This window comes from Klebsiella sp. GW_Kp181, from assembly GCF_040062315.1.
Taxonomy (GTDB): domain Bacteria; phylum Pseudomonadota; class Gammaproteobacteria; order Enterobacterales; family Enterobacteriaceae; genus Klebsiella; species Klebsiella oxytoca.
Genome location: NZ_JBEAFR010000001.1, coordinates 62,419 through 88,383, shown reverse-complemented (window position 1 = coordinate 88,383; position 25,965 = coordinate 62,419). Strand labels below are relative to the sequence as shown.

Annotated in this window: 28 protein-coding genes, 1 tRNA gene and 1 pseudogene; 10 read left to right on the top strand and 20 right to left on the bottom strand. The window is 55.8% G+C overall.

What is annotated here, in order from left to right; genetic code table 11:
- The first annotated feature begins 69 nt into the window (after positions 1 to 69).
- From ABLV11_RS00490 to glxK, 4 genes are all read left to right on the top strand, one after another.
- Positions 70 to 1,524, top strand: coding sequence for a putative allantoin permease (locus tag ABLV11_RS00490; RefSeq protein ID WP_004099750.1), 1,455 nt, complete (start codon positions 70 to 72; stop codon positions 1,522 to 1,524).
- A gap of 131 nt (positions 1,525 to 1,655) precedes the next feature.
- Positions 1,656 to 3,017 carry an allantoinase AllB gene (gene allB, locus ABLV11_RS00485; RefSeq protein ID WP_126488660.1) on the top strand — a complete coding sequence of 454 codons (1,362 nt, stop codon included), beginning with the start codon at positions 1,656 to 1,658 and terminating at the stop codon, positions 3,015 to 3,017.
- Between the two features lie 160 nt (positions 3,018 to 3,177).
- Positions 3,178 to 4,485 (top strand): uracil/xanthine transporter, encoded by a 1,308-nt coding sequence (locus ABLV11_RS00480; protein WP_032719607.1) that lies wholly within the window; start codon positions 3,178 to 3,180, stop codon positions 4,483 to 4,485.
- A gap of 21 nt (positions 4,486 to 4,506) precedes the next feature.
- A complete protein-coding gene (gene glxK, locus ABLV11_RS00475; protein WP_004099756.1) occupies positions 4,507 to 5,652 on the top strand; it encodes a glycerate 3-kinase in 1,146 nt (381 codons plus the stop codon).
- Positions 5,653 to 5,869: 217 nt separating this feature from the next.
- On the opposite strand, the gene allE is transcribed toward glxK, so the two are convergent.
- Genes allE through allD form a run of 3 tightly spaced genes read right to left on the bottom strand, consistent with a single transcriptional unit; the run spans position 5,870 to position 8,969 of the window.
- Positions 5,870 to 6,652, bottom strand: coding sequence for a (S)-ureidoglycine aminohydrolase (gene allE, locus ABLV11_RS00470; protein WP_004111069.1), 783 nt, complete (start codon positions 6,650 to 6,652; stop codon positions 5,870 to 5,872).
- A gap of 10 nt (positions 6,653 to 6,662) precedes the next feature.
- Entirely contained in the window at positions 6,663 to 7,898 is a 1,236-nt protein-coding gene (gene allC / locus ABLV11_RS00465) for an allantoate deiminase (protein WP_049128585.1), read from the bottom strand.
- A 21-nt stretch (positions 7,899 to 7,919) separates the two neighbouring features.
- Entirely contained in the window at positions 7,920 to 8,969 is a 1,050-nt protein-coding gene (allD, locus tag ABLV11_RS00460) for an ureidoglycolate dehydrogenase (RefSeq protein ID WP_004111070.1), read from the bottom strand.
- Positions 8,970 to 9,284: 315 nt separating this feature from the next.
- Between allD and ABLV11_RS00455 the strand changes: the two genes are divergently transcribed.
- The 4 genes from ABLV11_RS00455 to ABLV11_RS00440 are packed head-to-tail and all read left to right on the top strand — an operon-like array spanning position 9,285 to position 13,937.
- The gene (locus ABLV11_RS00455; protein WP_224329918.1) at positions 9,285 to 10,952 is read left to right on the top strand and encodes an acyl-CoA synthetase FdrA; all 1,668 of its coding nucleotides are present in this window, start codon (positions 9,285 to 9,287) and stop codon (positions 10,950 to 10,952) included.
- Between the two features lie 9 nt (positions 10,953 to 10,961).
- Complete coding sequence (locus ABLV11_RS00450; RefSeq protein ID WP_004099762.1) at positions 10,962 to 12,221, top strand: DUF1116 domain-containing protein; 1,260 nt, start codon at positions 10,962 to 10,964, stop codon at positions 12,219 to 12,221.
- Between the two features lie 9 nt (positions 12,222 to 12,230).
- Positions 12,231 to 13,034, top strand: coding sequence for a DUF2877 domain-containing protein (locus ABLV11_RS00445; protein ID WP_032727899.1), 804 nt, complete (start codon positions 12,231 to 12,233; stop codon positions 13,032 to 13,034).
- A gap of 9 nt (positions 13,035 to 13,043) precedes the next feature.
- A complete protein-coding gene (locus ABLV11_RS00440; RefSeq protein ID WP_016808732.1) occupies positions 13,044 to 13,937 on the top strand; it encodes a carbamate kinase in 894 nt (297 codons plus the stop codon).
- Positions 13,938 to 14,200: 263 nt separating this feature from the next.
- Here ABLV11_RS00440 and purK read toward each other — a convergent pair whose 3' ends face one another.
- The 5 genes from purK to ppiB all read right to left on the bottom strand — a co-directional run bounded on the left by purK (position 14,201) and on the right by ppiB (position 17,527).
- Positions 14,201 to 15,268, bottom strand: coding sequence for a 5-(carboxyamino)imidazole ribonucleotide synthase (purK, locus tag ABLV11_RS00435; protein ID WP_126488664.1), 1,068 nt, complete (start codon positions 15,266 to 15,268; stop codon positions 14,201 to 14,203).
- On the bottom strand, positions 15,265 to 15,774 hold the full coding sequence (gene purE, locus ABLV11_RS00430) for a 5-(carboxyamino)imidazole ribonucleotide mutase (RefSeq protein WP_024273859.1): 510 nt from the start codon (positions 15,772 to 15,774) through the stop codon (positions 15,265 to 15,267). The genes purK and purE overlap by 4 nt, the downstream gene beginning before the upstream one ends.
- A gap of 96 nt (positions 15,775 to 15,870) precedes the next feature.
- The gene (locus ABLV11_RS00425) at positions 15,871 to 16,200 is read right to left on the bottom strand and encodes a hypothetical protein (RefSeq protein ID WP_004099771.1); all 330 of its coding nucleotides are present in this window, start codon (positions 16,198 to 16,200) and stop codon (positions 15,871 to 15,873) included.
- 106 nt (positions 16,201 to 16,306) lie between these two features.
- Complete coding sequence (lpxH, locus tag ABLV11_RS00420) at positions 16,307 to 17,029, bottom strand: UDP-2,3-diacylglucosamine diphosphatase (protein WP_004099773.1); 723 nt, start codon at positions 17,027 to 17,029, stop codon at positions 16,307 to 16,309.
- A 3-nt stretch (positions 17,030 to 17,032) separates the two neighbouring features.
- Positions 17,033 to 17,527: a peptidylprolyl isomerase B gene (gene ppiB, locus ABLV11_RS00415; protein ID WP_126488665.1), complete on the bottom strand. Its 495-nt coding sequence runs from the start codon at positions 17,525 to 17,527 to the stop codon at positions 17,033 to 17,035.
- A gap of 173 nt (positions 17,528 to 17,700) precedes the next feature.
- Between ppiB and cysS the strand changes: the two genes are divergently transcribed.
- Positions 17,701 to 19,086 carry a cysteine--tRNA ligase gene (gene cysS / locus ABLV11_RS00410; RefSeq protein WP_049591192.1) on the top strand — a complete coding sequence of 462 codons (1,386 nt, stop codon included), beginning with the start codon at positions 17,701 to 17,703 and terminating at the stop codon, positions 19,084 to 19,086.
- Positions 19,087 to 19,367: 281 nt separating this feature from the next.
- Here the strand turns inward: cysS and ybcJ are convergent, their stop codons facing one another.
- Together ybcJ and folD are read right to left on the bottom strand one after the other, a co-directional pair.
- On the bottom strand, positions 19,368 to 19,580 hold the full coding sequence (gene ybcJ, locus ABLV11_RS00405) for a ribosome-associated protein YbcJ (protein ID WP_004099787.1): 213 nt from the start codon (positions 19,578 to 19,580) through the stop codon (positions 19,368 to 19,370).
- Between the two features lies 1 nt (position 19,581).
- Positions 19,582 to 20,448 (bottom strand): bifunctional methylenetetrahydrofolate dehydrogenase/methenyltetrahydrofolate cyclohydrolase FolD, encoded by an 867-nt coding sequence (folD, locus tag ABLV11_RS00400; RefSeq protein ID WP_004099791.1) that lies wholly within the window; start codon positions 20,446 to 20,448, stop codon positions 19,582 to 19,584.
- Between the two features lie 342 nt (positions 20,449 to 20,790).
- Here folD and ABLV11_RS00395 point away from each other — a divergent pair.
- Positions 20,791 to 20,867 (top strand) — tRNA-Arg (locus tag ABLV11_RS00395).
- An 18-nt stretch (positions 20,868 to 20,885) separates the two neighbouring features.
- Here the strand turns inward: ABLV11_RS00395 and ABLV11_RS00390 are convergent.
- From ABLV11_RS00390 to ABLV11_RS00345, 10 genes and pseudogenes are all read right to left on the bottom strand, one after another.
- A complete protein-coding gene (locus ABLV11_RS00390) occupies positions 20,886 to 22,046 on the bottom strand; it encodes a site-specific integrase (protein WP_348855110.1) in 1,161 nt (386 codons plus the stop codon).
- Between the two features lie 131 nt (positions 22,047 to 22,177).
- A pseudogene (locus ABLV11_RS00385) lies at positions 22,178 to 22,273 on the bottom strand (helix-turn-helix domain-containing protein); the annotation flags it as partial.
- A gap of 38 nt (positions 22,274 to 22,311) precedes the next feature.
- Positions 22,312 to 22,929 carry an Eac protein gene (locus ABLV11_RS00380; RefSeq protein ID WP_348855109.1) on the bottom strand — a complete coding sequence of 206 codons (618 nt, stop codon included), beginning with the start codon at positions 22,927 to 22,929 and terminating at the stop codon, positions 22,312 to 22,314.
- A gap of 57 nt (positions 22,930 to 22,986) precedes the next feature.
- Complete coding sequence (locus ABLV11_RS00375; protein ID WP_348855108.1) at positions 22,987 to 23,343, bottom strand: phage protein NinX family protein; 357 nt, start codon at positions 23,341 to 23,343, stop codon at positions 22,987 to 22,989.
- Positions 23,343 to 23,558, bottom strand: coding sequence for a TraR/DksA family transcriptional regulator (locus ABLV11_RS00370; RefSeq protein WP_348855107.1), 216 nt, complete (start codon positions 23,556 to 23,558; stop codon positions 23,343 to 23,345). The genes ABLV11_RS00375 and ABLV11_RS00370 overlap by 1 nt, the downstream gene beginning before the upstream one ends.
- The gene (locus ABLV11_RS00365; protein ID WP_348855105.1) at positions 23,555 to 24,259 is read right to left on the bottom strand and encodes a hypothetical protein; all 705 of its coding nucleotides are present in this window, start codon (positions 24,257 to 24,259) and stop codon (positions 23,555 to 23,557) included. The genes ABLV11_RS00370 and ABLV11_RS00365 overlap by 4 nt, the downstream gene beginning before the upstream one ends.
- Complete coding sequence (locus ABLV11_RS00360) at positions 24,256 to 24,528, bottom strand: DUF5405 family protein (RefSeq protein WP_348855104.1); 273 nt, start codon at positions 24,526 to 24,528, stop codon at positions 24,256 to 24,258. Before ABLV11_RS00360 ends, ABLV11_RS00365 begins: the two co-directional genes overlap by 4 nt.
- A gap of 19 nt (positions 24,529 to 24,547) precedes the next feature.
- Positions 24,548 to 24,841 carry a sigma-70 family RNA polymerase sigma factor gene (locus ABLV11_RS00355; protein WP_348855103.1) on the bottom strand — a complete coding sequence of 98 codons (294 nt, stop codon included), beginning with the start codon at positions 24,839 to 24,841 and terminating at the stop codon, positions 24,548 to 24,550.
- Entirely contained in the window at positions 24,838 to 25,119 is a 282-nt protein-coding gene (locus ABLV11_RS00350; protein WP_348855102.1) for a hypothetical protein, read from the bottom strand. The genes ABLV11_RS00355 and ABLV11_RS00350 overlap by 4 nt, the downstream gene beginning before the upstream one ends.
- Positions 25,120 to 25,155: 36 nt before the next feature.
- Complete coding sequence (locus tag ABLV11_RS00345) at positions 25,156 to 25,779, bottom strand: ERF family protein (protein ID WP_348855101.1); 624 nt, start codon at positions 25,777 to 25,779, stop codon at positions 25,156 to 25,158.
- Positions 25,780 to 25,965 lie beyond the last annotated feature (186 nt).

Genomic DNA, 25,965 nt, shown 5'->3' with positions numbered 1-25,965 from the left:
ATAATTAAAATTTGTTGTTCCACATAGCTAAACCTACAAACGTAATCCGATGCGTATTAAGAGGGAATTATGGAACAAACTCAAGACCTGTACAAAGCCAGGGGTTACAGCGACGATCTACTGCCCAAAGTAGCCTCGCAGCGTAACTGGAAAACATTTAACTATTTTACCTTATGGATGGGCTCCGTACACAACGTGCCTAATTATGTAATGGTTGGTGGTTTTTTTATTCTCGGGCTATCAACGTTTAGTATAATGATGGCGATAATATTGAGTGCTTTTATTATTGCCCTGGTTATGGTATTTAATGGTGCTGCCGGAAGTAAATACGGCGTCCCCTTCGCAATGATATTAAGAGCTTCTTATGGTGTGCGTGGGGCATTATTACCCGGCCTGCTCAGAGGCGGCATTGCGGCAATTATGTGGTTTGGTTTGCAATGCTATGCCGGCTCGCTGGCATTCCTGATCTTATTAGGCAAACTGTGGCCCGAGTTTCTGACGCTCGGCGGTGATTTTAAGCTGCTGGGACTGTCGTTGCCGGGGATGATCGCCTTTCTGGTTTTCTGGCTGATTAATGTGGCGATTGGTTTCGGCGGCGGAAAAGTTCTCAATAAATTTACCGCAATCCTCAATCCCTGCATCTATATTGTCTTCGGCGGCATGGCTATCTGGGCTATCTCGCTGGTCGGGATCGGTCCGATCCTTGACTATCTGCCGACCGGGGTGGCGAAAGCGGAGCATACCGGCTTCCTGTTCCTGGTCGTTATCAATGCGGTCGTTGCCGTCTGGGCCGCGCCGGCGGTGAGTGCCTCGGACTTTACCCAGAACGCGCGTTCGTTTCGCGAGCAGGCCGTTGGGCAAACCCTTGGCTTAGTGGTGGCCTATATTCTGTTCGCGGTGGCCGGAGTGTGCATTATCGCCGGCGCCAGTATCCATTACGGTATGGATACCTGGAACGTACTGGATATTGTGCAGAAATGGGACAGCCTGTTTGCCTCGTTCTTTGCGGTGCTGGTGATATTAATGACCACGATCTCCACCAACGCCACCGGTAATATTATTCCTGCGGGCTATCAAATTGCGGCGATTGCTCCCACGAAACTGACCTATAAAAACGGCGTGCTGATTGCCAGTATTATTAGCCTGCTGATCTGCCCCTGGAAATTAATGGAAAATCAGGACAGTATTTATCTTTTTCTCGATATTATCGGCGGCATGCTGGGTCCGGTTATTGGCGTAATGATGGCGCACTATTTTATCGTCATGCGTGGGCAAATTAATCTTGATGAACTTTACACCGCGCCTGGAGATTATAAATATTTCGATAATGGATTTAACGTTACCGCATTCCTGGTAACGATTGTGGCGGTTATTTTATCGCTCGGCGGAAAATTTATCCCGCTGCTCGAACCGTTCTCCCGCGTGTCGTGGTTTGTTGGTGTTATTGTCGCTTTTGCCGCCTACGCCTTGCTGAAAAAACGGGCCCAGCCGAATAACCTGGCGCGCCCCAATGCTGTGAATTGATTTTATTACAACCAGGAAAGTTTATTTCATGGATGAAGCTTCAAGAGCCAAAGCCATTGGTATTGCGGTGTACGTGGCTGCAAACAGAAGTATGGCGGCTTAATCGTCTGTACACATACAAGGAGTTTTATATGTCTTTTGATTTAATCATTAAAAACGGCACCGTCATTCTGGAAAACGAATCCCGGGTGGTCGATATCGCGGTTGCTGACGGCAAAATTGCCGCTATCGGTGAAAACCTGGGGGACGCGAAGCAGATCATGGATGCCACGGGGTTGATCGTTTCGCCGGGGATGGTCGATGCGCATACGCACATCTCTGAGCCGGGTCGTACCCACTGGGAAGGATACGAAACGGGTACCCGCGCGGCGGCAAAAGGGGGCATCACTACGATGATCGAAATGCCGCTGAACCAGCTGCCGGCCACCGTCGATCGAGAGACCATTGAGCTGAAATTCGACGCCGCGAAAGGCAAGTTGACCATCGATGCCGCGCAGCTTGGCGGCCTGGTCTCCTATAACCTTGACCGGCTGCACGAGCTGGATGAAGTGGGCGTGGTGGGGTTCAAATGCTTCGTCGCAACCTGCGGCGATCGCGGGATTGACAATGACTTCCGCGACGTTAACGACTGGCAGTTCTTCAAAGGCGTACAAAAGCTGGCCGAGATGAAGCAGACGGTACTGGTGCACTGCGAAAACGCGCTGATCTGCGATGAGCTGGGCGAAGAGGCGAAAAGAGAAGGGCGCGTGACCGCCCATGATTACGTCGCCTCCCGTCCGGTATTCACCGAAGTTGAGGCGATCCGCCGCGTTCTGTATCTGGCGAAGGTCGCCGGTTGCCGCCTGCACGTGTGCCACGTCAGCAGCCCGGAAGGGGTCGCCGAAGTGACGCGCGCCCGTCAGGAAGGTCAGGATGTCACCTGCGAATCCTGCCCGCACTACTTTGTACTGGATACCGAACAGTTTGAAAAGATTGGCACCCTGGCGAAATGCTCTCCGCCGATCCGCGACGCGGAAAATCAGAAAGGGCTGTGGGAAAAGCTATTCAACGGTGAGATCGACTGCCTGGTGTCCGACCACTCTCCGTGCCCGCCGGAAATGAAGGCGGGCAATATCATGCAGGCCTGGGGCGGGATTGCCGGTCTGCAAAACTGTATGGACGTCATGTTCGATGAAGCGGTGCAGAAGCGCGGTATGCCTTTGCCGCAGTTTGCTCGCCTGATGGCGACCAACGCCGCGGATATTTTCGGCCTGAAGCATAAGGGTCGCATCGCGCCGGGCAAAGACGCTGACCTGGTGTTTATTCAGCCGAACAGCAGCTACGTTCTGCAGGCGGAAGACCTTGAATATCGCCATAAAGTCAGCCCTTACGTCGGCCGTACGATTGGCGCGCGGATCGCCAGAACCCTCCTGCGCGGCGATGTGATCTATGACATCGAGCAGGGCTTCTCGCACGCGCCGAAGGGGAAATTTATCCTTAAGCATCAGCAGTAACGGGGATCCGGTGAATTCCCGGCTTGCGGCGTAAACGCCTTCTCCGGTCTACGAGCCGATTTGTCGCCCGGATAAGGCGCAAGCAGCGACCCGGGGAATCACTTGCCCCATTCCATGCTCAGCGCCTGTTTAACGGCAGGCGCTTTTTCAGGATTCAATCATGGTGGTATTTCCGCTCAATAAACGAAACACCCTGGCGGGATTTCAATGGTTCTTCTTTATTTTCTGCAACACCGTCGTGGTACCGCCGACGTTACAGTCTGCTTTTCAGCTGCCCGCCAGCGCGCTGATTACGCTGACTCAGTACGGTTTTATCACCACCGGGCTGGCCTGCCTGGCGCAGGCGCTGCTGGGCCATCGTCGGGCGATTATGGAAGGGCCTACGGGACTATGGTGGAGCACTATCCTGACCGTCACCGTCGGTGAAGCCGCGCGCGGCACTCCATTTGCCAGCATTGCGTCAAGCCTGGCGGTTGGCATCTCTCTGTCGGCGATATTCACCATCATCATCGGCGTGAGCGGCATCGGTCACCGTCTGGCGAAGCTCTTCAGCCCGACGGTCATGGTCTTTTTTATGCTGCTGCTCGGCGCGCAGCTCACCACGATCTTTTTTAAAGGCATGCTCGGGCTGCCTTTCAGTTCGACCCAGGCTAACGTGGGCGTTCAGCTGGCGCCGTTTAGCCTGGCGCTGGCGGTGATGCTGTTGGTGCTGGGGATGATCATTTTTCTTGCGGACGGCATTGCTCGCTATGCCCTGCTGTTTGGCACCCTCGTAGGCTGGGCTGGCTGGTACCTGCTGTTTCGCACTCCGCCCGCCACGATGGCATCCGGGCCGATTCACTGGCAGTGGTTTCCACTTGGCTACGGCGGGGAGTTACGCCCCGGCATTATTTTGACGGCGCTGCTGGCGGGGCTGGTGAATATTACGAATACCTACGGCGCAATTCGCGGTAGCGACGTTTTTTATCCCCAGCAGGGCGCCAGCAATACCCGCTACCGACGAAGCTTTATTATCTCCGGCCTGATGACCTTAATAACGGTTCCGCTCAGCGTGGTGCCGTTTTCGCCTTTTGTTTCATCGATAGGTTTATTAACCCAAACTGGAGAGACTTCGCGCCAGCCATTTATTATCGGCTGCCTGTGCTGTCTGCTGGTGGGACTATTTACGCCGCTGACCCACTTTTTTACCACGCTGCCTTTGCCGATTAGCAGCGCGGTCATGCTGGTCTCCTATCTTCCGTTGTTATATTCCAGCTTATCTTTCAGTAAACAAATCACCTTCACCGCACGAAATATCTACCGGCTGGCGCTGCCGTTATTTATCGGCATCTTTTTAATGGGCCTGCCGCCGGTCTATCTCCAGACGCTGCCCCTGACAATTCGACCGCTATTAGGCAACGGCTTATTAATCGGCGTGCTGCTGGCGGTGGTGATGGAAAATCTCATTCCCTGGGATCGTATTAAGTAATGACATTAAAAAGGATGAACCATGAAAATAATTATTGCACCGGACTCTTTCAAAGAAAGCGTAAGCGCCAGCCGCTGCGCCCAGGCGATTAAGGCGGGCTTTACCTCTATTTTCCCGCAGGCGGAGTGCATCTGTCTGCCGATCGCCGACGGCGGCGAGGGGACGGTGGAGGCAATGGTTGAGGCCACCGAGGGTAAAATGGTGATGCTGCCGGTCATGGGGCCGATGGGCGATTTTGTCGGCGCTTTCTATGGCCTGAGCGGCGACGGACACACCGCGTTTATTGAGATGGCGGCGGCCAGCGGACTCATGCTGGTTCCCCCCGACGAACGCAACCCCCTGCAGGCCACCAGCTACGGCACCGGTGAGCTGATTCGCCATGCGCTGGACGCCGGCGTCCGTCACATAATTCTCGGTATTGGCGGCAGCGCCACGGTGGACGGCGGAATGGGGATGGCTCAGGCGCTGGGAGCACGCTTTGTTGATGAACGCGGCGAGAGCGTCGGCCTCGGCGGCGGAGCGTTAGAGCGGCTGGTCAACGTTGATTTACGCGATCTCGACCCGCGACTTCGCGAGTGCCGGATTGACGTAGCCTGCGATGTGGATAATCCGCTACTCGGCGAACGCGGCGCGGCGGCGGTCTTTGGCCCGCAAAAAGGGGCCTGCGCAGGCATGGTCGCCGTTCTGGAGCGCGGTTTAGAAAATTACGCTCAGGTGCTGCTGGCGGCAACCGGTCAGGATGTGACGGCGATGGTCGGCGGCGGCGCGGCCGGCGGGATGGGCGCGGCGGCTCGCGTATTCCTTAACGCCACGCTGAAATCGGGCATCGATATTGTGCTGGAGGCGGTTCATCTGGAGGAGGCGCTGCGCGATGCGGACCTGGTGATCACCGGCGAAGGGCGTATGGATTCGCAAACCGTCGGCGGCAAAGCGCCGGTTGGCGTGGCGCGGATCGCCAAAAAGCACGGCATTCCGGTTATCGGCATCGCCGGCGTGCTGGGTGACGGCGTCGAAGCGGTGCATCAGCATGGTATTGATGCGGTCTTTAGCATTCTTCCCGCGCTGGCGCCGCTGGCCGAGGTGCTGGATCGCGGCGAGCAGAATCTTTACGCCTGCGCGCGCAATATCGCCTGCGCCATCAAGCTTGGCCAGACGCTGCCTGCCTGAATAAAAAATGCCACGGTTCACACCGTGGCAAAATCCAACATAGCTAAACAAAAAAGTGAATTCTGGGCGTTTGATAACCAACCTGTTTTGAACACTGCGCCCGCGTTTTAGCGGCTGGCGCCTTACCCGGCCTACGAAATTGACGATAGCAAAAAGTTGTACTGAATCCGTAGGCCCGCGCCAGCGGGCAATAGTAAGGTTTGCAGCTTGTCAGCCATCAGATCTCAACGTCGCGGTTGCAGTCTTTTGAATAGATGTAGCTGAACGTTTCCCGTCCGACGCCGTATCCCGCCTGCAGGGAGTAAGCGCCCATAAAGATATAATCGCCTTGCTTGACCGGAACCCAGCTGTTGTCGAGGTTATACACTCCCTGGCCGGAGAGAATATAGGCGCCATGCTCCTGGACGTGGGTTTCAATGTAGCCGTGGCTGGCCCCCGGTGCGAAAGAGAGAATATGCATATTCATATCGAAGCCCAGCTCTTTTGGCAGGAAATCGATCAGAATAACGTCTTCCATTCCTTCATAATGAATACGCTCCAGCTGGCTGACGTTGCCGGTGACCAGATAAGGCGCATGGCCCTCTGTCGGAATATAGCGGCGCTTATAGAGGAAGAGCTGGCTATCGGCTGAATGGTTATTACTGAAAGTCATCCGCTCACCCGGCGGGCAGTAAAGATAACCGCCTTCGGTCAGCGCGAAGGATTTACCCTGAGCCCCGGCGATGATTTCTCCCTTAATCACATACAGGAAGGTCTCGATGCCTTCGCCGCCAAAACCGCTTTGATGACCGCCGTTTTCATGCAGCGTGACCAGATAATCAACAAAGGTGGCGCCTAATTTCGGCGTTGACAAAATAGTCACATCGCAATGTTCAAAACCCGGAATAACGTTCTTGACCAGACCGTCCGGCGTCAGCAGCGCGTAATTGCCGTGGCGCACGATGGAACGGCTGGCCAGTAAATCATCGCGATAGCCAAGCACATTATTTAAATAACCCATGATCGTTTCCTTATTCAGTCCAGGCCAGTTGATGCAACATTAAGGCGAGCGTTTTTACGCCTTCCGCCAGATCCTCGATATGCGTGCTTTCCGCCGGGTTATGGCTGATGCCTTTGATGCTCGGCATAAAGATCATGCAGGTCGGGAAGCAGGGAGCGAATATCTGCGCGTCGTGTCCCGCGCCGCTGTGCATCACGCGGAAATTCACCTTCTCTTTTTCACAAAGCGCGGTGAGCTGGGCCACCAGCTTCTTATCCATGGGAACCGGAGCCTCATCCATCCACAGGTCGATCTCAATGCCGATATCCATCTCCTGACAGATCCGCCGCATATCGGCCTCAATGACCTCAGTAAATGCCGTTAACTCCAGAGCATCGGTATGGCGGCAGTCCATAGTGAAGACGGTTTTGCCCGGCACCACGTTGACGGTATTCGGCTGCGGGTCGACTTTACCGAAGGTGAGCACCAGCGGGTCACCGTGGGCTTTCGCTTTGGCGATAGATTCGCAGCAGATACGGCTAAAGGCGTGGACGGTGTCGCGACGGTAGCCCATTGGCGTCGTGCCGGCATGGTTAGACTCGCCGGTGAGGGTGATGGTGTAGCGACGCTGTCCGACTATGGCGTTGACCACGCCGATAGACTGCTTGTTGGTTTCCAGCACGCGACCCTGCTCAATATGCAGCTCTACGAAGGCTTTAATATCCCGGCGCGGCGCCAGCGGAGCGCCGGGTAGGCTGAAACCGCACTGCTTCATGGCATCGATAAACGCCACGCCTTTAGCGTCTTTAATTTCGCGTACGTCCGCTGGATTAGCGATGCCGACGATATTTTTGCTGCCCCAGAAGACGTAAGGGAAGCGGCTACCTTCTTCTTCCGCTAACGCCAGCACCTCCACGGTGCGCAGCGGCGCCCCGTAGGTCTCTTTTAGCCAGCGAACCGCCAGCCAGGCCGCCAGCGCGCCGAACTGGCCGTCAAGATTGCCGCCGTTAACGACGCTATCAATATGCGAACCGCTGAGGATAACCTCATCGGGAAAGCGCGTGCCGGGCAGGCGACCATAGAGGTTGCCCACTTCATCAAAGCGCGTTTCCAGTCCGCTTTCGCTCATTCTTTGCTTGAATGCCTGCTGCGCCTGCAGCCATTCTGGCGAATAGAGCAGGCGGGTTATGCCCCCGGTCGGGTCGGCGCCGAAAGAGGAAAGCCAGGGCAATGTCTCTTCTATTGCCTGTCGAAAATAATGAGCCATACGCAACTCCTGTATTTTAATTTATTGAGCAAACGGGGAATTGGTTTCATAAGAGCGGTTATATAAAGCGTCCGAAACCAGATAGTCATAAATCTCATCAACGATCTCGATACCGTTGACGGCGCTGTTTTTCTCATTGATATCCAGGTTCTGCCCGGGGTAATACACCTGGTTAAATCCGGGCGCTGGCGTAATGGCGTTTAATTCACGCATGGTGTCGCTGATATGCTGGCGGAATAGCGCGCTGGAGGAGAAAAATGCCGGGTTGATGACGATATGCAGTTGGCCCAGCTCGCGTCCCTGACTCAGGTTGTCGTACATAGAGCTGACCTGGCGGCCGAAGGGGAGATTGAGCAAAATGCCGGAGAGGATGTCGATCATCATCATCAGGCCGTAGCCTTTCGGGCCGGCTGCCGGAAGCAGGGCGTGAACGGCAAAAGGATCGCGGGTCGGCGCGCCGTTTTTATCCACCGCCCAGCTATCGGGAATGGTTTCATGGCGCGAGCGGGCGTCGAGAATTTTCCCCCATGCCTGCACCGTGGTGGCCATGTCGAAGGTGATGATATCATCGCCCTCGCCGGGCGCGGCAAAGGCCAGCGGGTTGGTTCCGTAATAGATTTCCGCCCCGCCAAAAGGCACGACCATCGGGTCCGACTGGCATAGCGAAATCCCGATTAGCCCGGCGCGGGCGGCCTGCCGGGTGAAGTAAGAGATCGCTCCGCTGTGGCCCATACGCCGGATGCCGACCACGGCCACGCCGTTTTCCCTGGCCAATTCTATCGCGTGCTCCATGCCCATTTTGGCGGCCACCTGACCGGCGGCATTATCGGCATGCAAAATACCGCTGCAGGGGCCGTTCTTTTCAAAAGTGAAGGTGGGATGACGATTGGTTCCGCCTTTTGAAATACGTTCCGCATAATATTCAACGCGAACCGCGCCGTGCGAATGAATACCCCTGGCATCGGCATAAACCAGTACATCGGCAATGATATCCGCGTGATTGCGAGTAAGCCCTGCTGTATTCAGCTTATTGGCAATAAGCTGATGAAGTGTTTCCCGACTGACTTTCATCTGTCTTCCTTTTAACGACGGTGTAGAGCCTGACTGCCAAATAAAATACGGGGAAAATAAACTTAAATTGTGATCTGTATTGGTAAAAATAGTTAGTTAGATTTTATTTAATAATCACCGTGGGTTTGTCAGAAGGGACCCGGTTAATCTATTCATTAAAAAACTCGGGCTAATGCCTTCGGCTTTATTTGAAAGCATCTTGTAATAATTCTCATGTGATTCCGGTCACGCCGTCGATAATTTTATCCCGTTAGCCTGATGGCAGATTAACCATGCTCATTCAATTGCAATGGGTGCAATTATTGGGGAGTTATTATGATCCATGCCTTTATTAAAAAGGGCTGTTTCCAGGATTCGGTCAGCTTAATGATTATTTCACGCAAGCTGAGCGAGTCGGAAAATGTCGATGATGTTTCAGTCATGATGGGCACACCGGCAAATAAATCGCTGTTGGAAACGACCGGGTTCTGGCACGACGATTTTGCCAGCGCGACGCCAAATGACATTTGCGTGGCGATCCGCACCGATTGCGCGGATGCGTCGGTTACGCAAATGATCGCTGACCGTCTTGATGAGGCCCTTACCGCCCTGGCGCAGGGGAGCGGGCAAAGTCAGAGCCTGAGCGTGGTTCGCCGCTGGCAAAGCGCAACGCAGAAGCTACCGCAGGCCAATATGACCTTAATTTCCGTTGCCGGGGAGTACGCCGCGGAGCTTGCCCATCAGGCGCTCAGCAGCGAGAAAAACGTCATGATCTTCTCCGACAACGTCACGCTGGAAGATGAAATCGCGCTCAAAACCCGCGCCCGCGACAAAGGGCTGCTGGTCATGGGGCCGGACTGCGGCACCGCCATGATTGCCGGCACGCCGCTGGCTTTCGCCAACGTTACGCCGGAAGGCAACATCGGCGTTATTGGCGCGTCCGGCACCGGTATTCAGGAGCTGGTCTCGCAGATTGTCCTCGGCGGCGAAGGGATCAGCCATGCGATCGGTCTCGGCGGCCGCGATCTGAGCGCCGAAGTGGGCGGCATCAGCGCGCAAACGGCGCTGGAAATGCTGACCCAGGATGCACAGAGCCAGGTGCTGGCCTTTGTTTCTAAACCTCCCGCCGAAGCGGTGCGTCTGAAGATCATCGCCGCCATGAAGCGCAGCGCGAAACCGGTGGTGGCGCTATTTCTCGGCTATACGCCGCCGATCGCCCGCGATGAAAACGTCTGGTTCGCCCGCACGCTTGACGAGGCCGGGCGTCTGGCCTGCCTGCTGGCGCGAGTGGGGCGGCGTCAGGCAAGCCTTCCCGCGGTGGCGGGCAAGCAGATTCGCGGCTTATACACCGGCGGTACGCTGGCTGCTGAATCCGCAGGATTGCTGGCAGAACGGCTGAACATTACCCCTGATGCGCATCACCCGCAGGGCATGATGCTCAACGCGCAGGGGCACCGGGTCGTCGACCTTGGCGACGATTTTTACACCGTCGGCCGTCCGCATCCGATGATCGACCCCTCCCTGCGCAACCAGCTGATTGCCGAACTTGGCGCGGAAACTCAGGTTGGCGTAGTGCTGCTGGACGTGGTGATTGGCTACGGCGCCACCGCCGATCCGGCCGGCTCGCTGGTCGAAGCATGCCAGCGGGCGTGGGCGACCAGGGCCGACGATAGTCCGCTGCACGTTATCGCGACGGTGACCGGAACCGAAAGCGATCCGCAGTGCCGCTCCCGTCAGATTTCAGTCCTTGAAGATGCGGGGATCGCCGTGGTCGATAGCCTGCCTGAAGCCACCTTGCTTGCCGCCGCGCTGATTAGCCCGCCGCGGAAAGCCGCTCCTGCCCCGCGCGCCGGCCTGCTGGACGGCGTGTCGGTGATTAATGCTGGCCTGCGCAGCTTTGCGCTCGATTTACAGACCGCCGGAACGCCGGTTGTTCACTATCAGTGGGCGCCGATTGCCGGTGGGAATAAGAAACTGGCTCGTTTATTAGAACGTTTGCAATAAGAGGTCTCTATGTTTACATCAGTGGCGCAGGCCAATGACGCAGTAATAGAACGAATTCGTAATGCACGTCCGCACTGGCTGGATGTGAAGCCGGCGGGTTCTTTAATCGGGGCGCTGAATCAAAACAAAACGCTGCTCCACGCCGGGCCGCCGATGCGCTGGCAGGAGATGACCGGTCCGATGAAAGGGGCCTGCATTGGCGCCTGCCTGTTCGAAGGCTGGGCGCAGGATGAGAAAACGGCCCACGCGATGCTGGAAAACGGCGAGATTACCTTTATTCCCTGCCACCACGTTAATGCCGTAGGGCCGATGGGCGGTATTACTTCGCCGAATATGCCGATGCTGGTCGTGGAGAACATCGCCGAAGGTAACCGCGCATATTGCAACCTGAACGAAGGCATTGGCAAGGTGATGCGTTTCGGCGCCTACGGCGAAGACGTGCAGCAGCGCCTGCGCTGGATGCGCGATGTGCTGATGCCCGTTCTCAGTGCGGCGCTGAAACAGATGACGCGCGGCATTGATCTCACCGCGATGATGGCGCAGGGCATCACCATGGGCGATGAGTTCCACCAGCGTAATATCGCCACCTCCGCGCTGCTGATGCGCACGCTGGCACCGCATCTGGCGCGACTCGACCACGACAAACAACAGATCGCCGAAGTGATGGATTTTCTCGCCATCACCGATCAGTTCTTCCTCAACCTGGCGATGGCCTACTGCAAATCAGCGATGGATGCCGGGGCGCAGATCCGCGCCGGCAGTATTGTCACCGCGATGACCCGCAACGGCGATATGTTCGGTATTCGCGTTAGCGGACTGGGCGACCGCTGGTTTACCGCACCGGTGAATACGCCGCAGGGGCTGTTCTTTACCGGTTTCTCTCAGGAACAGGCCAACCCGGATATGGGCGACAGCGCCATTACCGAAACCTTCGGCATCGGCGGCGCGGCGATGATTGCGGCGCCGGGGGTGACCCGCTTTGTCGGCGCTGGCGGAATGGAGGCGGCAAAATCCGTTTCGGAGGAGATGGCGGAAATCTTCCTTGAGCGCAATATGCAGCTGCAGATTCCTGGCTGGGATTTCCAGGGCGCCTGTCTTGGACTGGATATTCGCCGGGTGGTTGAAACCGGCATTACGCCGCTCATTAACACCGGGATCGCCCATAAAGAAGCGGGGATCGGCCAGATTGGCGCCGGAACCGTCAGAGCGCCGCTGGCCTGTTTCGAGCAGGCGCTGGAAGCGCTGGCGGACGAACTGGGCGTGAGCTGAGGTAGCGCGATGGAGAGGATTCGTCCGCTGATAGGCAGCGTCGATGCGCCGGATCATCGCCAACCGTGGCGAATCGGCGGCCTCTGGCGGCGCACCATTAACCTCTATGTTGCAGGCGGCGCGCTGCTGACGCTACATCATCGGGGGCAGGGCGTGAGCCCCGGCGGATGGGTTGTTCGTCATCGCGATTTTATCCGGCTGCACGCGGCGCTGCGGACGGGGGCGTCGCCGATAGCGCGGAATGACGGTATTCAGGTCGGCGATCTTTTGCTGATGCCGCCGCGCAGGCGCTGCTCCCTGCGGCTCCGCTGTCAATCCGTAAACGCTTATCTCCCGCCAGCGCTGATGAGTCGACCGGAGGAGACCGGGCTGTTCGGGCCGCTGTCGCAGGCTATCGAGCTGCGGCAGCATCCCGAGCTGCGCCAGCTTCGCCACTGTTTTGCCTCCGCGCTGGCCGGCAACGCCGTCGACTGGCGGCTGTGGCTGGGCAAGGGGCCGGGCCTGACGCCCAGCCTGGACGACATGCTGATCGGCATGATGCTGGCGGCGTGGCGCTCGGGGCGCATGTCACCCTGCGGCGGAAGGGCATTTTTTCGCGCCTCCGGCGATCTGCGCGCGGCCACCACTCAGGTGAGCGTCAACTATTTACGCTACGCCAGCGAGGGGCGCTTCGCTTCGCCGCTGATGCATTTTGCCTGCGCCCTGCAACGTGGACGACGTCTCGAGCCCGCCGTCGAAGCGCTGCTGGCGATGGGGCATACCTCCGGCGCCGACACGCTTCTGGGATTCTGGCTGGCGCAACATCTTATCTAAGGACTTTTTATGAAAACGCTGGTTGTTGCCCTTGGCGGCAACGCTTTATTACAGCGCGGGGAAGCGCTGACCGTAGAAAATCAGTACCGCAATATCGATAGCGCGGTTCCCGCGCTGGCGCGTCTGGCGCAGACGTATCGGCTGGCCATTGTGCACGGCAACGGGCCGCAGGTGGGTCTGCTGGCGCTGCAAAATCTGGCCTACGGCGACGTTGAGCCCTATCCGCTGGACGTGCTGGTCGCGGAGAGCCAGGGCATGATTGGCTATATGCTGGCCCAGCGCCTGGCGCAGGAATCACTCATGCCGCCGGTATCGACGGTGATGACCCGCATTACAGTCTCGTCAAACGATCCGGCCTTTTCGGCGCCGGAGAAGTTTATTGGTCCGGTTTACGATCCGGAGCTGCAAAAACGGCTGGAAGATGAGTACGGCTGGAGGATGAAGCGCGACGGTAAATATGTGCGTCGGGTGGTTCCTTCGCCGACGCCGGTGAGGATTGAGGAGAGCGAGTCGATTGAGCGTCTGCTGGGTGAGGGGCACGTGGTGATATGCTGCGGCGGCGGCGGAATTCCGGTGCTTGAGAGCGGGCAGGGCGCAGAGGCGGTGATTGATAAAGACCTCGCTGCCGCGCTGCTGGCGGAGCAGATTGATGCCGATGGCCTGGCGATCCTGACCGACGCGGATGCGGTATATGAACATTGGGGCACCCCCATGCAGCGACCGATCCGCGAAGCGACGCCGGAAGAGCTGGCGCCTTTTGTCCGCGACGACGGCGCGATGGGGCCGAAAATCGCGGCGGTAAGCGGCTACGTGCGCCGTCGGGGCAAGCGGGCGTGGATTGGGGCGCTGTCGCGTATCGATGACACCCTTGCCGGGCTGGCGGGAACCTGCATTAAGCCCTGATGCACAGATAAAATCACGCGGCGAAGCAGACGCTGAAATATCCTGCGATCTTTCTCCGGGGGCGGCGCTCGACGCGCCTTGCCCGGGCTACATGTTCGTGCAGTTTGCGGATTTGGTTGAATGGCTAAGGGGCAAATGATGGTTGGTCTGGTAGCCCGGCTAAGGCGCAGCGCGCCGCAAGCCGGGATTCAGGCGAAGGATTATGCCAGAGAGGTAGCCCGGACAGGTGCGCAGCACCGCCTCCGGGACTGTGGAGAGCTGGATTACGCCAGCTGCGCCTGTGCCCAGAATACACCGCTGGCGTATTCCGGCGGCAGCAGCGGCTTCAGCGCTTCCAGCGTCGCGCTCAGGCGATCGGTATCGCTGTCGGTCAGGTTCAGGTGGCCGACTTTACGTCCCGGACGCACCTCTTTGTCGTACCAGTGCAGATGCACCAGCGGTAGCTTCAGCCAGTCATAGTTGAGATCGGTACCGATCAGGTTGATCATCACCGACGGGCTGTTGACCACCGGCGGCGGCAGCGGTAGATCGGTAATCGCCCGCAGATGAAGCTCAAACTGGCTGATGGACGCGCCGTTCTGCGTCCAGTGGCCGCTATTGTGCACGCGCGGCGCCAGTTCGTTAATCAGCAGACCATCAGCGGTGACAAAACACTCCATTGCCATCACACCAACGTAGCCCAGCTCATTCATGATCGCCGACAGCATCTGTTCGGCCTGCGCCTGCTGGCGGGCGTTGGCCTGCGGAAAGGCGACGCTGGCGCGTAAAATACCGTCCTGATGCAGGTTGCGGGTCAGCGGATAGAAGACCGTGCTGCCGTCCCGGGCGCGTGCGCCGACCAGCGACACTTCGGCGGAGAAGTTAATCCCCTGCTCAACGATACACTCGCCATAGTTATCATCCGGCAGCTGCGCGGTTTCATTTTCCCGCAAACGCCACTGACCGCGGCCATCATAGCCGCCGACGCGGCGCTTAACGATAGCCAGCTCGCCGAGACGGGCGAATACCGCCGGCCACTCGCTTTTCTCCGCCAGAAGCTGCCACGGCGCGGTAGCGAGCGCCAGCTTATCGAACAGCTGCTTTTGCGTCAGACGGTCGGCGATAACCGGAAAAACGTCGCGGTTGACGAAGGCGGAATGACGCGCCAGCTCGCGGGTCAGCGCCGTTTCCGGCCAGCGTTCAATCTCTGCGGTAATCACGCTTTGCTGTACCGGCACCGCTTCCGGGTCGGCTTCGAGACCGACCGGCCAGACCGCAATACCCAGCGGTTCGCCAGCCTGGCGCAGCATTCGGCCTAGCTGGCCGTTACCGAGAACGCAAACTTGTTTCATGCCGCACCCCGCGGATCCGGGTTATCCAGCACTTCATCGGTTTGCGCCTGGCGCCAGGCGCTGAGGCGCTGGTGCAGTTCCGCATCGTGCTGGGCGAGGATCTGCGCCGCCAGCAGGGCGGCGTTGGCGGCGCCGGCTTTACCGATAGCCAGCGTACCAACCGGGATACCGCGCGGCATCTGAACGATGGAGTAGAGGCTGTCTACGCCGCTCAGCGCTGCGCTCTGCACCGGCACGCCCAACACCGGCACCAGCGTTTTCGCCGCAATCATGCCCGGCAGATGCGCCGCGCCGCCCGCACCGGCAATAATCACCTGAAAACCATTGCCTTGCGCGCCTTCGGCGAAGCTGAACAGTTTATCGGGGGTGCGGTGGGCGGAGACCACTTCGACATGGTACGGAACGTTCAGGGCATCAAGGATTTCTGCGGTAAACTGCATGGTAGCCCAGTCGCTTTTGGACCCCATCACGATGGCGATACGCGCCGAATTATTGCGGGAAGACATGCGTCTTAAAACTCCTGTGGGTGTGTTGCACACTGCTTTAGAGGCCACAGAGAATAGCATGAACTCCCGGCAAGGAAAACGGTTGCGTGCGCATGGCTAGCCCTCTTTTGTCTCGTCGTGACTGGGGGCAACGCGCCGGTTATGGGCGGTGGTCGCGCTGGCAAAAAAGGTAAAAACCAGCACCACTCCCCAGGGCAGCATAAGAATGCTCATGACCAGCATGTAGATTTGCACAAAGCGCTCATCGTGCGGCCGCGTACAAAGCAGATAAATCGCGTAAAAATAGAGGATCCAAAGTAGCGCTGCGATTCCCAGCACGGTCAGCGAACCGAAGTAGATAAACACCAGGCCAAAATAGCTGGCGGTAATCGGGCCGATGACGGCGATAACCATGCCCCAGATTAGGGGCTGACTCCATTTTTGCATGCTCGTTCCTTGAGTGTGGTTTGCTGGAAAATTAACCTGGGGGTTAAACGTCAGGACAGCCATTCTGCTGCCTGAAGTGCTTTTTCGGAATAGTGCTTGCTGGAACTCAGAAGGGGAACTGAATCAGTTCGACCTTTTCGGCCGTCACTTTGACCATGGAGCCTTCGTGATGCCATGCGCCCAGAACCACGCGATATGCGGATTGACCGTTGGCTTCTAGCGGATGGACGGCAGGACGGTGCGTATGCCCGTGAATCAGCCATTGAACGTGATGTTTTTCCATAACGTCAACGACCGCCTGTGGATTCACATCCATAATTTCCATCGACTTGCTGCTGTTGGCCGCTTTGCTGTCGGCGCGCATTCTGGCAGCGATACGGCGGCGGATAAACAGCGGTAGGGCCAGAAACAGGCGTTGGATCCAGGGATTGTGCACTTTCGCGCGAAACGCCAGATAGCCTGCATCGTCGGTGCAGAGGGTGTCGCCGTGCATAATCAGCACCTTGCGCCCGTAGAGGTCGAGAAGCTTCTCTTCCGGCAGCAGGGTCATGGCGCTTTCGCGGGCAAAGCGCTGACCGACGAGAAAATCGCGGTTGCCGTGAAGGAAGTAGCAGGGGACGCCGGAATCGGCCAGCGCTTTCAGCGCTGAAGCAATTTGCCGATGCAGCGGGTTGGGATCGTCATCGCCGATCCAGGCTTCAAACAAGTCGCCGAGGATATACAGGGCGTCCGCCTTGCGGGCTTCCCCCTGTAAAAAGCGCAGAAAACCGGCGGTAATCGCCGGTTCTTCCGTTTGCAGATGTAAATCCGCAATAAAAAGTGTCGCCACGAATTATTCGCTGACGGTGACGCTTTTGATCACAACATCTTCTTTCGGCACATCCTGATGCATGCCGCTGCGGCCGGTGGCGACCGCTTTGATTTTGTCGACCACGTCCATACCCTCAACGACTTCTGCGAATACGCAGTAGCCCCAACCCTGCAGGCTTTCGCCGGAGAAGTTCAGGAAGTCGTTATCGGCGACGTTGATGAAGAACTGCGCGGTGGCGGAGTGAGGCGCCTGAGTACGGGCCATCGCCAGGGTGCCGCGGGTGTTTTTCAGACCGTTGTTAGCTTCGTTCTGAATAGGAGATTTGGTGGTTTTCTGATTCATGCCCGGCTCAAAACCGCCGCCCTGAATCATAAAACCGTTGATGACACGGTGGAAAATGGTGTTGTCGTAGAAACCTTCACGACAGTAGTTCAGGAAGTTTTTAACTGTTTCCGGCGCTTTGTCGTCAAACGTCTTGATTACGATATCGCCATGATTGGTGTGGAAAGTAACCATTTTTGCATCCTGTTCCGATGATTGTGGTGCCTGCACCCGGTGTCGGGTGAGATATAGGGGGCTGTTATAGCATAACCGCGAGGTTGGATCACCTTGCAATGTGTGCTGCTTCGGGGTTGAATTAAGGTTAGAATACGCGACTTATATCCACACACGTCTACACGGAATCTTCGATGTTAAAAATTTTTAATACACTGACGCGCCAAAAAGAAGAATTTAAACCTATCCATGCCGGGGAAGTTGGCATGTACGTGTGTGGTATTACCGTTTACGACCTCTGTCACATCGGCCATGGCCGTACCTTCGTCTCCTTCGACGTGGTTGCGCGCTATCTGCGTTTTTTAGGCTACAAGCTAAAATACGTGCGCAACATCACCGACATTGACGACAAAATCATCAAGCGTGCCAATGAAAACGGCGAGAGCTTTGTTGCGCTGGTGGACCGCATGATTGCCGAGATGCACAAAGACTTCGACGCGCTGAATATCCTGCGCCCGGATATGGAGCCGCGAGCGACTCATCACATTGCGGAAATTATTGAGATTACCGAGCAGCTGATCGCTAAAGGCCACGCGTATGTTGCCGACAACGGCGACGTTATGTTCGATGTGCCGACCGATCCGAACTATGGCCAGCTGTCGCGTCAGGATCTCGACCAGCTGCAGGCCGGCGCGCGCGTTGATGTCGTTGACGTCAAGCATAATCCAATGGACTTTGTGCTGTGGAAGATGTCGAAAGAGGGCGAGCCAAGCTGGCCGTCGCCGTGGGGCGCGGGCCGTCCAGGCTGGCACATTGAGTGTTCAGCGATGAACTGCAAACAGCTGGGCAACCATTTTGATATTCACGGCGGTGGTTCGGATCTGATGTTCCCGCACCATGAAAACGAAATCGCCCAGTCCACCTGCGCCCACGACGGCGAGTACGTGAACTACTGGATGCACTCCGGGATGGTGATGGTTGACCGCGAGAAGATGTCAAAATCGCTGGGCAACTTCTTTACCGTGCGCGACGTCCTGAAGTTCTATGACGCGGAAACCATTCGCTACTTCCTGATGTCCGGCCACTATCGCAGCCAGCTGAACTACAGCGAAGAGAACTTAAAACAGGCGCGTTCCGCGCTGGAGCGTCTGTATACCGCGCTGCGCGGAACCGATAAAACCGCAGAGCCGGCCGGCGGCGAAGCGTTTGAAGCGCGCTTCATTGAAGCGATGGACGACGATTTTAATACTCCGGAGGCTTATTCCGTGCTGTTTGATATGGCGCGTGAGGTTAACCGCCTGAAAACCGAAGATGCCGCCGCGGCCAACGCGATGGCGGCGCATATGCGTAAGCTCTCTGCGGTGCTCGGTCTGCTCGAACAGGAGCCGGATGCCTTCCTGCAGAGCGGCGCGCAGGCGGACGACGGGGAAGTGGCGGAAATCGAGTCTTTGATTCAGCAACGTCTGGACGCGCGTAAAGCGAAAGATTGGGCGGCGGCGGATGCCGCGCGTGACCGTCTCAATGAGATGGGCATCGTGCTGGAAGATGGCCCGCAGGGTACCACCTGGCGCCGTAAGTAGTCTCATTCTCTCTTTTTAGCCGGGGCCATCCCCGGCATTTTTTTGCCCTGACTCAGGCTAAGAAACGAAGCGCGGTTCTGATTTCGCCTTCGCACGCTCCTAACCAGCGGCTGAAGCGTTCGTCGCAGGCGGAAGTGCAGGTTGCCGGAGGCAGCCAGGGGACCGGCTGTGCTACAAAGGACGTGGTATCGGAAGATGGCGGCGCTGACTGAAGTGCAGGAAAACGAGAGACCATCTGTCGGGGTGGGGGGGACAGGCGCCGGTTGCGGCGCCTGAACGTGTTACTCGGTAACGGTAACGCTCTGACCTTCAAAGCTGACCGTCTGACCGGCGACGATTTTACAGCGTTTACGGGTTTCCACCGCACCGTCGACTTTGACCAGACCGTCGGCGATAGCGATTTTAGCCTGCGCGCCGCTTTCGCTCCAGCCTTCCAGCTTCAGCAGATCGCACAGTTCAACGTGCGGGTGTTTGCCTAAAGAAAAATTCGCCATCTCAGGCCTCCTGAATATCGTGATACTCTTCACACGCCTGCAGCGTGTTCTGAATGAGCGTGGCTACGGTCATCGGGCCGACGCCGCCGGGAACCGGCGTAATGTACGACGCGCGCGCGGCGGCATCTTCATAAACGACATCGCCAACCACTTTGCCGCTTTCCAGGCGGTTAATCCCGACATCGATCACGATCGCGCCTTCTTTAATCCACTCGCCCGGAATAAAGCCCGGTTTACCTACAGCCACAATCAGCAGATCGGCGTTTTCAACGTGATGACGCAGGTTTTTGGTAAAACGGTGGGTTACGGTGGTAGTACAGCCTGCCAGCAGCAGCTCCATGCTCATCGGGCGTCCGACGATGTTGGAGGCGCCAATGACCACCGCGTTCAGGCCGTAGGTATCAATGTTGTAACGCTCGAGCAGCGTGACGATCCCGCGCGGCGTGCATGGACGCAGGCGCGGGGCGCGCTGGCACAGGCGGCCAACGTTATACGGGTGGAAACCGTCAACGTCTTTGTCCGGCGAAATGCGCTCCAGCACTTTGACATTATCAATGCCGGCGGGCAGCGGCAGCTGAACCAGGATGCCGTCGATAGCGCTATCCGCATTCAGGGTGTCGATAAGTTCCAGCAGCTCTGCTTCGCTGGTGGTTTCCGGGAGATCGTACGAGCGGGAGACGAAGCCTACCTCTTCACACGCTTTGCGCTTGCTGCCGACATAAATCTGCGATGCCGGGTTGCTGCCGACCAGCACGACGGCCAGGCCTGGCGCTCGAAATCCGGCCGCCACGCGAGCCTTCACTTTTTCCGCAACCTCAGAGCGTACCTGCTGCGCAATCGTTTTACCGTCAATAATTTTTGCTGCCATCAGAGAGAGGATTCCATCTGTATCTTTACGAAAGGGGGATGGCGATATTTTGTCAGAAGCCAGCCTCGCTGTCAGTCTTCGTTTAAGATTTTATCTTGCTTTGGTAAGGCGACCGCTGCAATCCCTGCATAATCCTGCCGCGAGCGAAGCCAAAAAGCGCATGGAGTCGAAAGCAAAGTTACCGTGCATAAACATAAGGTTGAATAAACTTTATACTCCTTTCGCAGCTAAACCAGGCAGGTTGCGCAGACAACCGCAGTTTCGCGGCAAAATACATTGACTCATCAGGCGTGGACCGTATAATTCCGGCGATTGCACATCACGAAGCTCCCGCTTCTCAATGCGCCCTTAGCTCAGCTGGATAGAGCAACGGCCTTCTAAGCCGTAGGTCACAGGTTCGAACCCTGTAGGGCGTACCATTAAGAATCAACTACTTATCAACTTTCTCCGACTGCTGATTTTTCCTTGTGGGACATATTTGGGACATCTTCCTCAAAAATCGAGTCAATTTGCCGCGCATGTTCCGTTAAATGATTAGGTGCCAGGTGAGCATATCGGCGTACCATTTCGATACTTTCCCATCCACCCATTTCCTGAAGTACAGATAGCGGAACGCCCGACTGAATCAGCCAGCTTGCCCACGTATGTCTCAGGTCATGAAAGCGGAAGTCTTCAATGCCGGCCCGTTTGCATGCAGAGTTCCACGCCCGGTTGTCATCAACGCGCATTTTCCTTACCGCTGGCGTTAATGAGCGATCCGGTCGATGCCACGCTTTCGTGTGAACGAACACCCATTTATTATGATTGCCTATCTGAGCACGAATCGTCTTGCATGCAGTCTCATTCAGCGCTACGCCAATAGCGCGGTTTGATTTGCTGTCTTCTGGGTTAACCCACGCAACCCGGCGCTGCATGTCGATTTGCTGCCATTCAAGATTGATGATGTTCGAACGCCTCAGACCGGTTGCCAGCGCAAACTTAACAACCGACTTTAGCGGCTCCGGACATTCATCGATCAGCCTTTTTGCCTCTTCATGCTCAAGCCACCGAACGCGCTTGTTTCTCACTGACGGTATCTTGATTACCGGCGCTTTCTCCAGCCATTTCCAGTCACGCTCTGCGGCGCGTAGGATAGCTTTCATCAACGCAAGGTGCTTTGCCTTTGTCGATGTTGTGACCGTCCTGGGCTCAAATACTGGCGCTTCCTTACCCTTTCTCTTTGCAGATTCAACTTTCTGCTGCCATATCTCCTTTGCCTTCCTGTTTTGCATCCTGCTCACCGCGGCGTAAATCTTCGCCTCAGTGATATCCTTTATCCTTACTCCTTCGAAATGCTCAAGCCAGAATCCCATCCGGCCCTTATCGGTATCGAGCGATTTCTTGTCTGCTTTCTCTTCCAGCCAGCGCAAGCAAGCTTCTTCAAAAGTCACATCAGGAAAATCACCAAGCCTGTCTACTCGCCAGAGCTCAGCCTTTCTTTTGTCGTGCAACTCCTGTGCTTGCCGCTTGTCCGCTGTCCCAAGAGATTCCTTAATTCGCTTCCCGCCCGGGAGCGAGTACGAGGCGTACCATATTTCACCTCTGCGGAAGATGGACATTTGCGATCCTCTTTGTGTGCATCACCCGCGCTCACGTCGACAGTATGCAGCGGTGAGTTAAGGGCCGCAATGCATGCCTGGCGAGTAGTGAGGTATGGGGATTTTGATTTGGTGGGGTCTTTTCGTGTGGCCTGCAGGCGGCCTGAGCGTATCCAGTTAGTGGCGGTAGGTCTGGATATTTGCAGAAATGCGCAGGCCTCATCGAGCGTGAGGCTGTGTGATTCCATGGTTACTCCGACAATAAAAAACCGCCTTAGCGGGCGGCCTATGCTGTTCCGGCGTTTACGATGTCGTAAAATTGGCCGTAGGTTAGTTTCTTGAAGTTGCCTGGGATTGTGATTTTCCCGTGTTTTTCGTCATTGTTATTTGGAATTCCGAAAAGAAGCGCGTCATCCCTGCAGGGGTGTTTACCACCATAAGTTGAAAGCATTGCAAACCCGAACCCGCGACCAGAAGGTCCGCCAATACCGGTTCGCATAATTTCGTAGTGGTTGATTATGTAGTCTTTCCACTGGGGCAATAACTTTAGTTTTCGATTAGCCTCATCTCGAACAGCGTCAATCTCCTTATTGTATGCTCTACCTTCTTTTGTGTTTCCTTTCCCCCTGGCGATAACAACGCGCTTACCATCAAAGTAGTCTTCACCCTTGATGGTAATGAGGCAGGGGAACTGGAAGTCTTTATCCCATGCAAATCCCTGAATTAGTCCGCCGCCTCCACCCCAGTTGTTTGACAGTGTCCATGCAACTGCCCCAACAGTTTTCGCCGCATTGGCCAGAATGGATGTTCTTTCTTCATTGATAGCGTTATATCCATCAATGAGTTTTCTCACATCGTTACCTTCAACCATGTAATAGTCATAATATTTGCCTTGGTCTGACATTTCTTTCCCCCAATAAAAAACCCGAACTCGGCGGGTTATGTTCATTCGATGGTTGGTTTACTTCGACTCCTGCATCATGAGGAAAACTATCATTGCGGCACGGAGAGGGTTTATATTTTCATGATAAACATCCGGGCACTCGTCCCATCCCCAGTATTCATTTCCAGCGCTGCCGCCTTGGCTGGCGCACCACATAGAAGATTCTTCTATCCACAAAAGGCTTATTTTTTTCTCAACAATAATAGGCCATGCGTCTGCAGGATTATTACATGGGTCGAAACACGTGTACTGAAATCGACCGCAACTTTTAAATATCACTGAATGTGCCTCGAAGAAATTATTCTCTTCGAATCCACCAATACTCATTGCTACATATTTATTAACTTCATAGTCGCTCAGTTTGCTGTAATCCATCACATCCTCCCTTGCTTCTTCTCGAAATCACCCTGACAACTAGCACATCGCTGGCAGCCAGGCACTTTCACCCGGCGCAGCTCTGGAATGTCATCACCGCAATCAATGCAGTGTTTTGCTGATACTGCGTTGTGGTTAATGCGGTGGGCCTGTATAGCGTTATTGCGGAGAAGCTCTTCAAGCTCGCTGGCCTGGTCTGAAATATCTGCGTTCATGCTGGAATTCCTTTCATTGCCAGAAACGTAGCCATCGCTTTATCAACAATCTTCGTATTGTGGTATTTGCTGATTGCCCAGGTGATAGCGAACAGAATCCAGCGGAAGTGACTGGTATAGGTTTTAAAGGTCAGGCCTTCGCAGACATCCCAAGCGCTCCAACCGTCTGGCCAATCAGCATCATAAATAGCCTGATAAGCCTCCCATTCGTTATTGAAGTCAGCCCTGCATATGTCGCGGACTATTTCGCGTACCACCGCTTTGTCACTATCTGGCGTATCGTCATCGTCGCCCCAGTCGTCATCATCTTCAGGCTCCGTGCTTTCGTCGTCCTCCAGGTAATCACTCAGTGACTCTTTCAAGCTTTTGCAGAGCGCCTCATGGTCATACTCTTTCGCCAGCATTTCGCGCGCCGAGCATCCCGCTCCAGCCTCCAACTTTTCAGCCCAATAGTGGGTATTGATTCCACCTTCCCATGCACCAAAAAAGTCGAACATGTCCGCGATGCGACTGAATGTCCATGTCCCCATGTCGCCGGTTACGGTTAAGTAGCCAGGCCAGGTGATCACGTCGTAGTAGTAGCAAGATGTCCCCGGCTTCTGCATGCGGAGGTGACGATACAAACCATCATCACGGATGACTTCCAGGCGGTGAAACGCTGTATCGATTAAAAATCGCGAGTCAATTTCGAAGAAGCTCATGATTCCAACGCCTTACTCAGCCTCTCGCCGAGTGCAAAGATGTAGTCGCGCAACTCTTCCAGTGACTGCGCTTCTGACTGCAGGATTTCCCGGTGGCATAGTTCTTTCACCAGGTGCTCAAACTTGCTGTAATAGCCGAGTCGCGCCAGTGTTTCCTGACCAGCGTTCTTACCATCCTTAACGATTCGTTTCTCGCTCAGGATGAGGTCATGCGTTGACCCGGTGACGACGTATTTATCACCGAGTTCGATGTGTAGGTTTTTGCTCATTGTTCTTCCCCGTAATCAGTCATATCAGCCCATCCTTTCGCAAATAGCCCAATTTCTTTTTTATGGCCCACTCGGTCCTGTTCAGTTCTGCGGCTATGCGCTTAACGGTTATGCCGTCTTTGCGCATTGCAATCAGCCTCTGCGTTTCGCCATCACTCCACAGCGGCCTGACATAAGCGGTGCTAACCTGGTGCCTTTGTGCAAGGTAGTAGAAGCGAGCAACGGTTATCCCCAGCTTCTCAGCTGCGCGGCACGCAACCATTTTCCCGGAGACGCTGCGAAGCGCTTCCGGTGAGATATCTGGCGTTTTCATTCCTGCTCCTTAATACGGTAAATCTGCCCGCCCATCGTTCCATCGCCCCAGGTCTCAACATTCAGGCGTTCGACTATTTGCATGAGTACAGGCATTGATATGGATGTCTCCTGCATTTCCAGCGCCGGAGCCCATCCCTCGTAATATGGTTCGTGATAGTTGAGTGTTATCCCTGCGGTATGGCTCAGCGCTCCCTGTGCCGTCTGCCAGCGATGAAACGAAGTGATATGGTTCCGCGCATCCTTGCGCAGAATATTGAGGACAGATTCTGGAGTCATGATGAATCGGCCTGGAGGCCGCCTGAATAGGTGGGGTTATGCTGCTTGCTTAAGTTCTTTGATGCGAATGCCCGTCACTTCTTTGCATTTAGCCTGGTGCTCTGCAAAGCCATTGAGTCGCGTCCATGTTTCCGCGTAGTGATCCTGCAACTTTTTACCGTCAATTTCTGCACCGGCGTATTGAGTAAACTCAGCCAGTATCTTGTCGGCATCTGCCGGTCTGACGCTGTGAACCTCTGCATCAGCATCGATTGCAGTTTCTTCTGTCGGAATACAGAACGCCTGAAATGCAGCGTACTTATAAGCGATCGACATAGCCTTGTTAGTCGCCTTATCCCCGCTATCCATGGCCTCACCATAGGTTGTGACCGTGTGGATGCTGCCGTCTTCTGTGCTGACGAAATCAAACTCAGCCTTAACGACGACATAAAATAAAACGGTCCCTTTCTGGTTTATCCGCTCGGTAACGGTACGTTCAGTTATCCGCGGCAAAATCAGGAGCCCATGATTAACCAGGGCAGGGGCCAGTGCGTTGTAGACCTGGTCAATCCCTCGGAAGTTGAATCCTTGCTGCTGATTGCGCCTGTCCTTGCTGATGCCGGTTGTCGCCATTTCCTTGGCTACCGCGCTGATAGCGGCATATACCTTTTTCTCGCTCATAGATAATCCCCTGCAAATTCACTCCATGAGATAACCGGATTCTGTCGTTCCGCTGCCAGATTCACAGGCTCACTTTCGTTATCTGCGTCGCCGATTGCTTCACTCATAACCTGAATGAAAGCGTCGTCATCCCATTTCTCCATTGCGCTCACTGTCTGGCCCTCTGAATAGAAATTAAAGTTCGCT

What these genes read in the sequence shown, in the direction of transcription:
- ABLV11_RS00390 (WP_348855110.1), bottom strand. Translation starts at nt 22,046, where the DNA reads ATGTCCATCTTCCGCAGAGGTGAAATATGGTACGCCTCGTACTCGCTC.
- purE (WP_024273859.1), bottom strand. Translation starts at nt 15,774, where the DNA reads ATGTCTTCCCGCAATAATTCGGCGCGTATCGCCATCGTGATGGGGTCC.
- ABLV11_RS00425 (WP_004099771.1), bottom strand. Translation starts at nt 16,200, where the DNA reads ATGCAAAAATGGAGTCAGCCCCTAATCTGGGGCATGGTTATCGCCGTC.
- allC (WP_049128585.1), bottom strand. Translation starts at nt 7,898, where the DNA reads ATGGCTCATTATTTTCGACAGGCAATAGAAGAGACATTGCCCTGGCTT.
- allB (WP_126488660.1), top strand. Translation starts at nt 1,656, where the DNA reads ATGTCTTTTGATTTAATCATTAAAAACGGCACCGTCATTCTGGAAAAC.
- ABLV11_RS00375 (WP_348855108.1), bottom strand. Translation starts at nt 23,343, where the DNA reads ATGGATTACAGCAAACTGAGCGACTATGAAGTTAATAAATATGTAGCA.
- ABLV11_RS00480 (WP_032719607.1), top strand. Translation starts at nt 3,178, where the DNA reads ATGGTGGTATTTCCGCTCAATAAACGAAACACCCTGGCGGGATTTCAA.
- ABLV11_RS00365 (WP_348855105.1), bottom strand. Translation starts at nt 24,259, where the DNA reads ATGAGCTTCTTCGAAATTGACTCGCGATTTTTAATCGATACAGCGTTT.
- ABLV11_RS00455 (WP_224329918.1), top strand. Translation starts at nt 9,285, where the DNA reads ATGATCCATGCCTTTATTAAAAAGGGCTGTTTCCAGGATTCGGTCAGC.
- ABLV11_RS00450 (WP_004099762.1), top strand. Translation starts at nt 10,962, where the DNA reads ATGTTTACATCAGTGGCGCAGGCCAATGACGCAGTAATAGAACGAATT.
- ABLV11_RS00360 (WP_348855104.1), bottom strand. Translation starts at nt 24,528, where the DNA reads ATGAGCAAAAACCTACACATCGAACTCGGTGATAAATACGTCGTCACC.
- ABLV11_RS00380 (WP_348855109.1), bottom strand. Translation starts at nt 22,929, where the DNA reads ATGTCAGACCAAGGCAAATATTATGACTATTACATGGTTGAAGGTAAC.
- purK (WP_126488664.1), bottom strand. Translation starts at nt 15,268, where the DNA reads ATGAAACAAGTTTGCGTTCTCGGTAACGGCCAGCTAGGCCGAATGCTG.
- allE (WP_004111069.1), bottom strand. Translation starts at nt 6,652, where the DNA reads ATGGGTTATTTAAATAATGTGCTTGGCTATCGCGATGATTTACTGGCC.
- ppiB (WP_126488665.1), bottom strand. Translation starts at nt 17,527, where the DNA reads ATGGTTACTTTCCACACCAATCATGGCGATATCGTAATCAAGACGTTT.
- cysS (WP_049591192.1), top strand. Translation starts at nt 17,701, where the DNA reads ATGTTAAAAATTTTTAATACACTGACGCGCCAAAAAGAAGAATTTAAA.
- ABLV11_RS00350 (WP_348855102.1), bottom strand. Translation starts at nt 25,119, where the DNA reads ATGACTCCAGAATCTGTCCTCAATATTCTGCGCAAGGATGCGCGGAAC.
- ABLV11_RS00445 (WP_032727899.1), top strand. Translation starts at nt 12,231, where the DNA reads ATGGAGAGGATTCGTCCGCTGATAGGCAGCGTCGATGCGCCGGATCAT.
- ABLV11_RS00345 (WP_348855101.1), bottom strand. Translation starts at nt 25,779, where the DNA reads ATGAGCGAGAAAAAGGTATATGCCGCTATCAGCGCGGTAGCCAAGGAA.
- ybcJ (WP_004099787.1), bottom strand. Translation starts at nt 19,580, where the DNA reads ATGGCGAATTTTTCTTTAGGCAAACACCCGCACGTTGAACTGTGCGAT.
- ABLV11_RS00490 (WP_004099750.1), top strand. Translation starts at nt 70, where the DNA reads ATGGAACAAACTCAAGACCTGTACAAAGCCAGGGGTTACAGCGACGAT.
- glxK (WP_004099756.1), top strand. Translation starts at nt 4,507, where the DNA reads ATGAAAATAATTATTGCACCGGACTCTTTCAAAGAAAGCGTAAGCGCC.
- ABLV11_RS00440 (WP_016808732.1), top strand. Translation starts at nt 13,044, where the DNA reads ATGAAAACGCTGGTTGTTGCCCTTGGCGGCAACGCTTTATTACAGCGC.
- folD (WP_004099791.1), bottom strand. Translation starts at nt 20,448, where the DNA reads ATGGCAGCAAAAATTATTGACGGTAAAACGATTGCGCAGCAGGTACGC.
- allD (WP_004111070.1), bottom strand. Translation starts at nt 8,969, where the DNA reads ATGAAAGTCAGTCGGGAAACACTTCATCAGCTTATTGCCAATAAGCTG.
- ABLV11_RS00370 (WP_348855107.1), bottom strand. Translation starts at nt 23,558, where the DNA reads ATGAACGCAGATATTTCAGACCAGGCCAGCGAGCTTGAAGAGCTTCTC.
- ABLV11_RS00355 (WP_348855103.1), bottom strand. Translation starts at nt 24,841, where the DNA reads ATGAAAACGCCAGATATCTCACCGGAAGCGCTTCGCAGCGTCTCCGGG.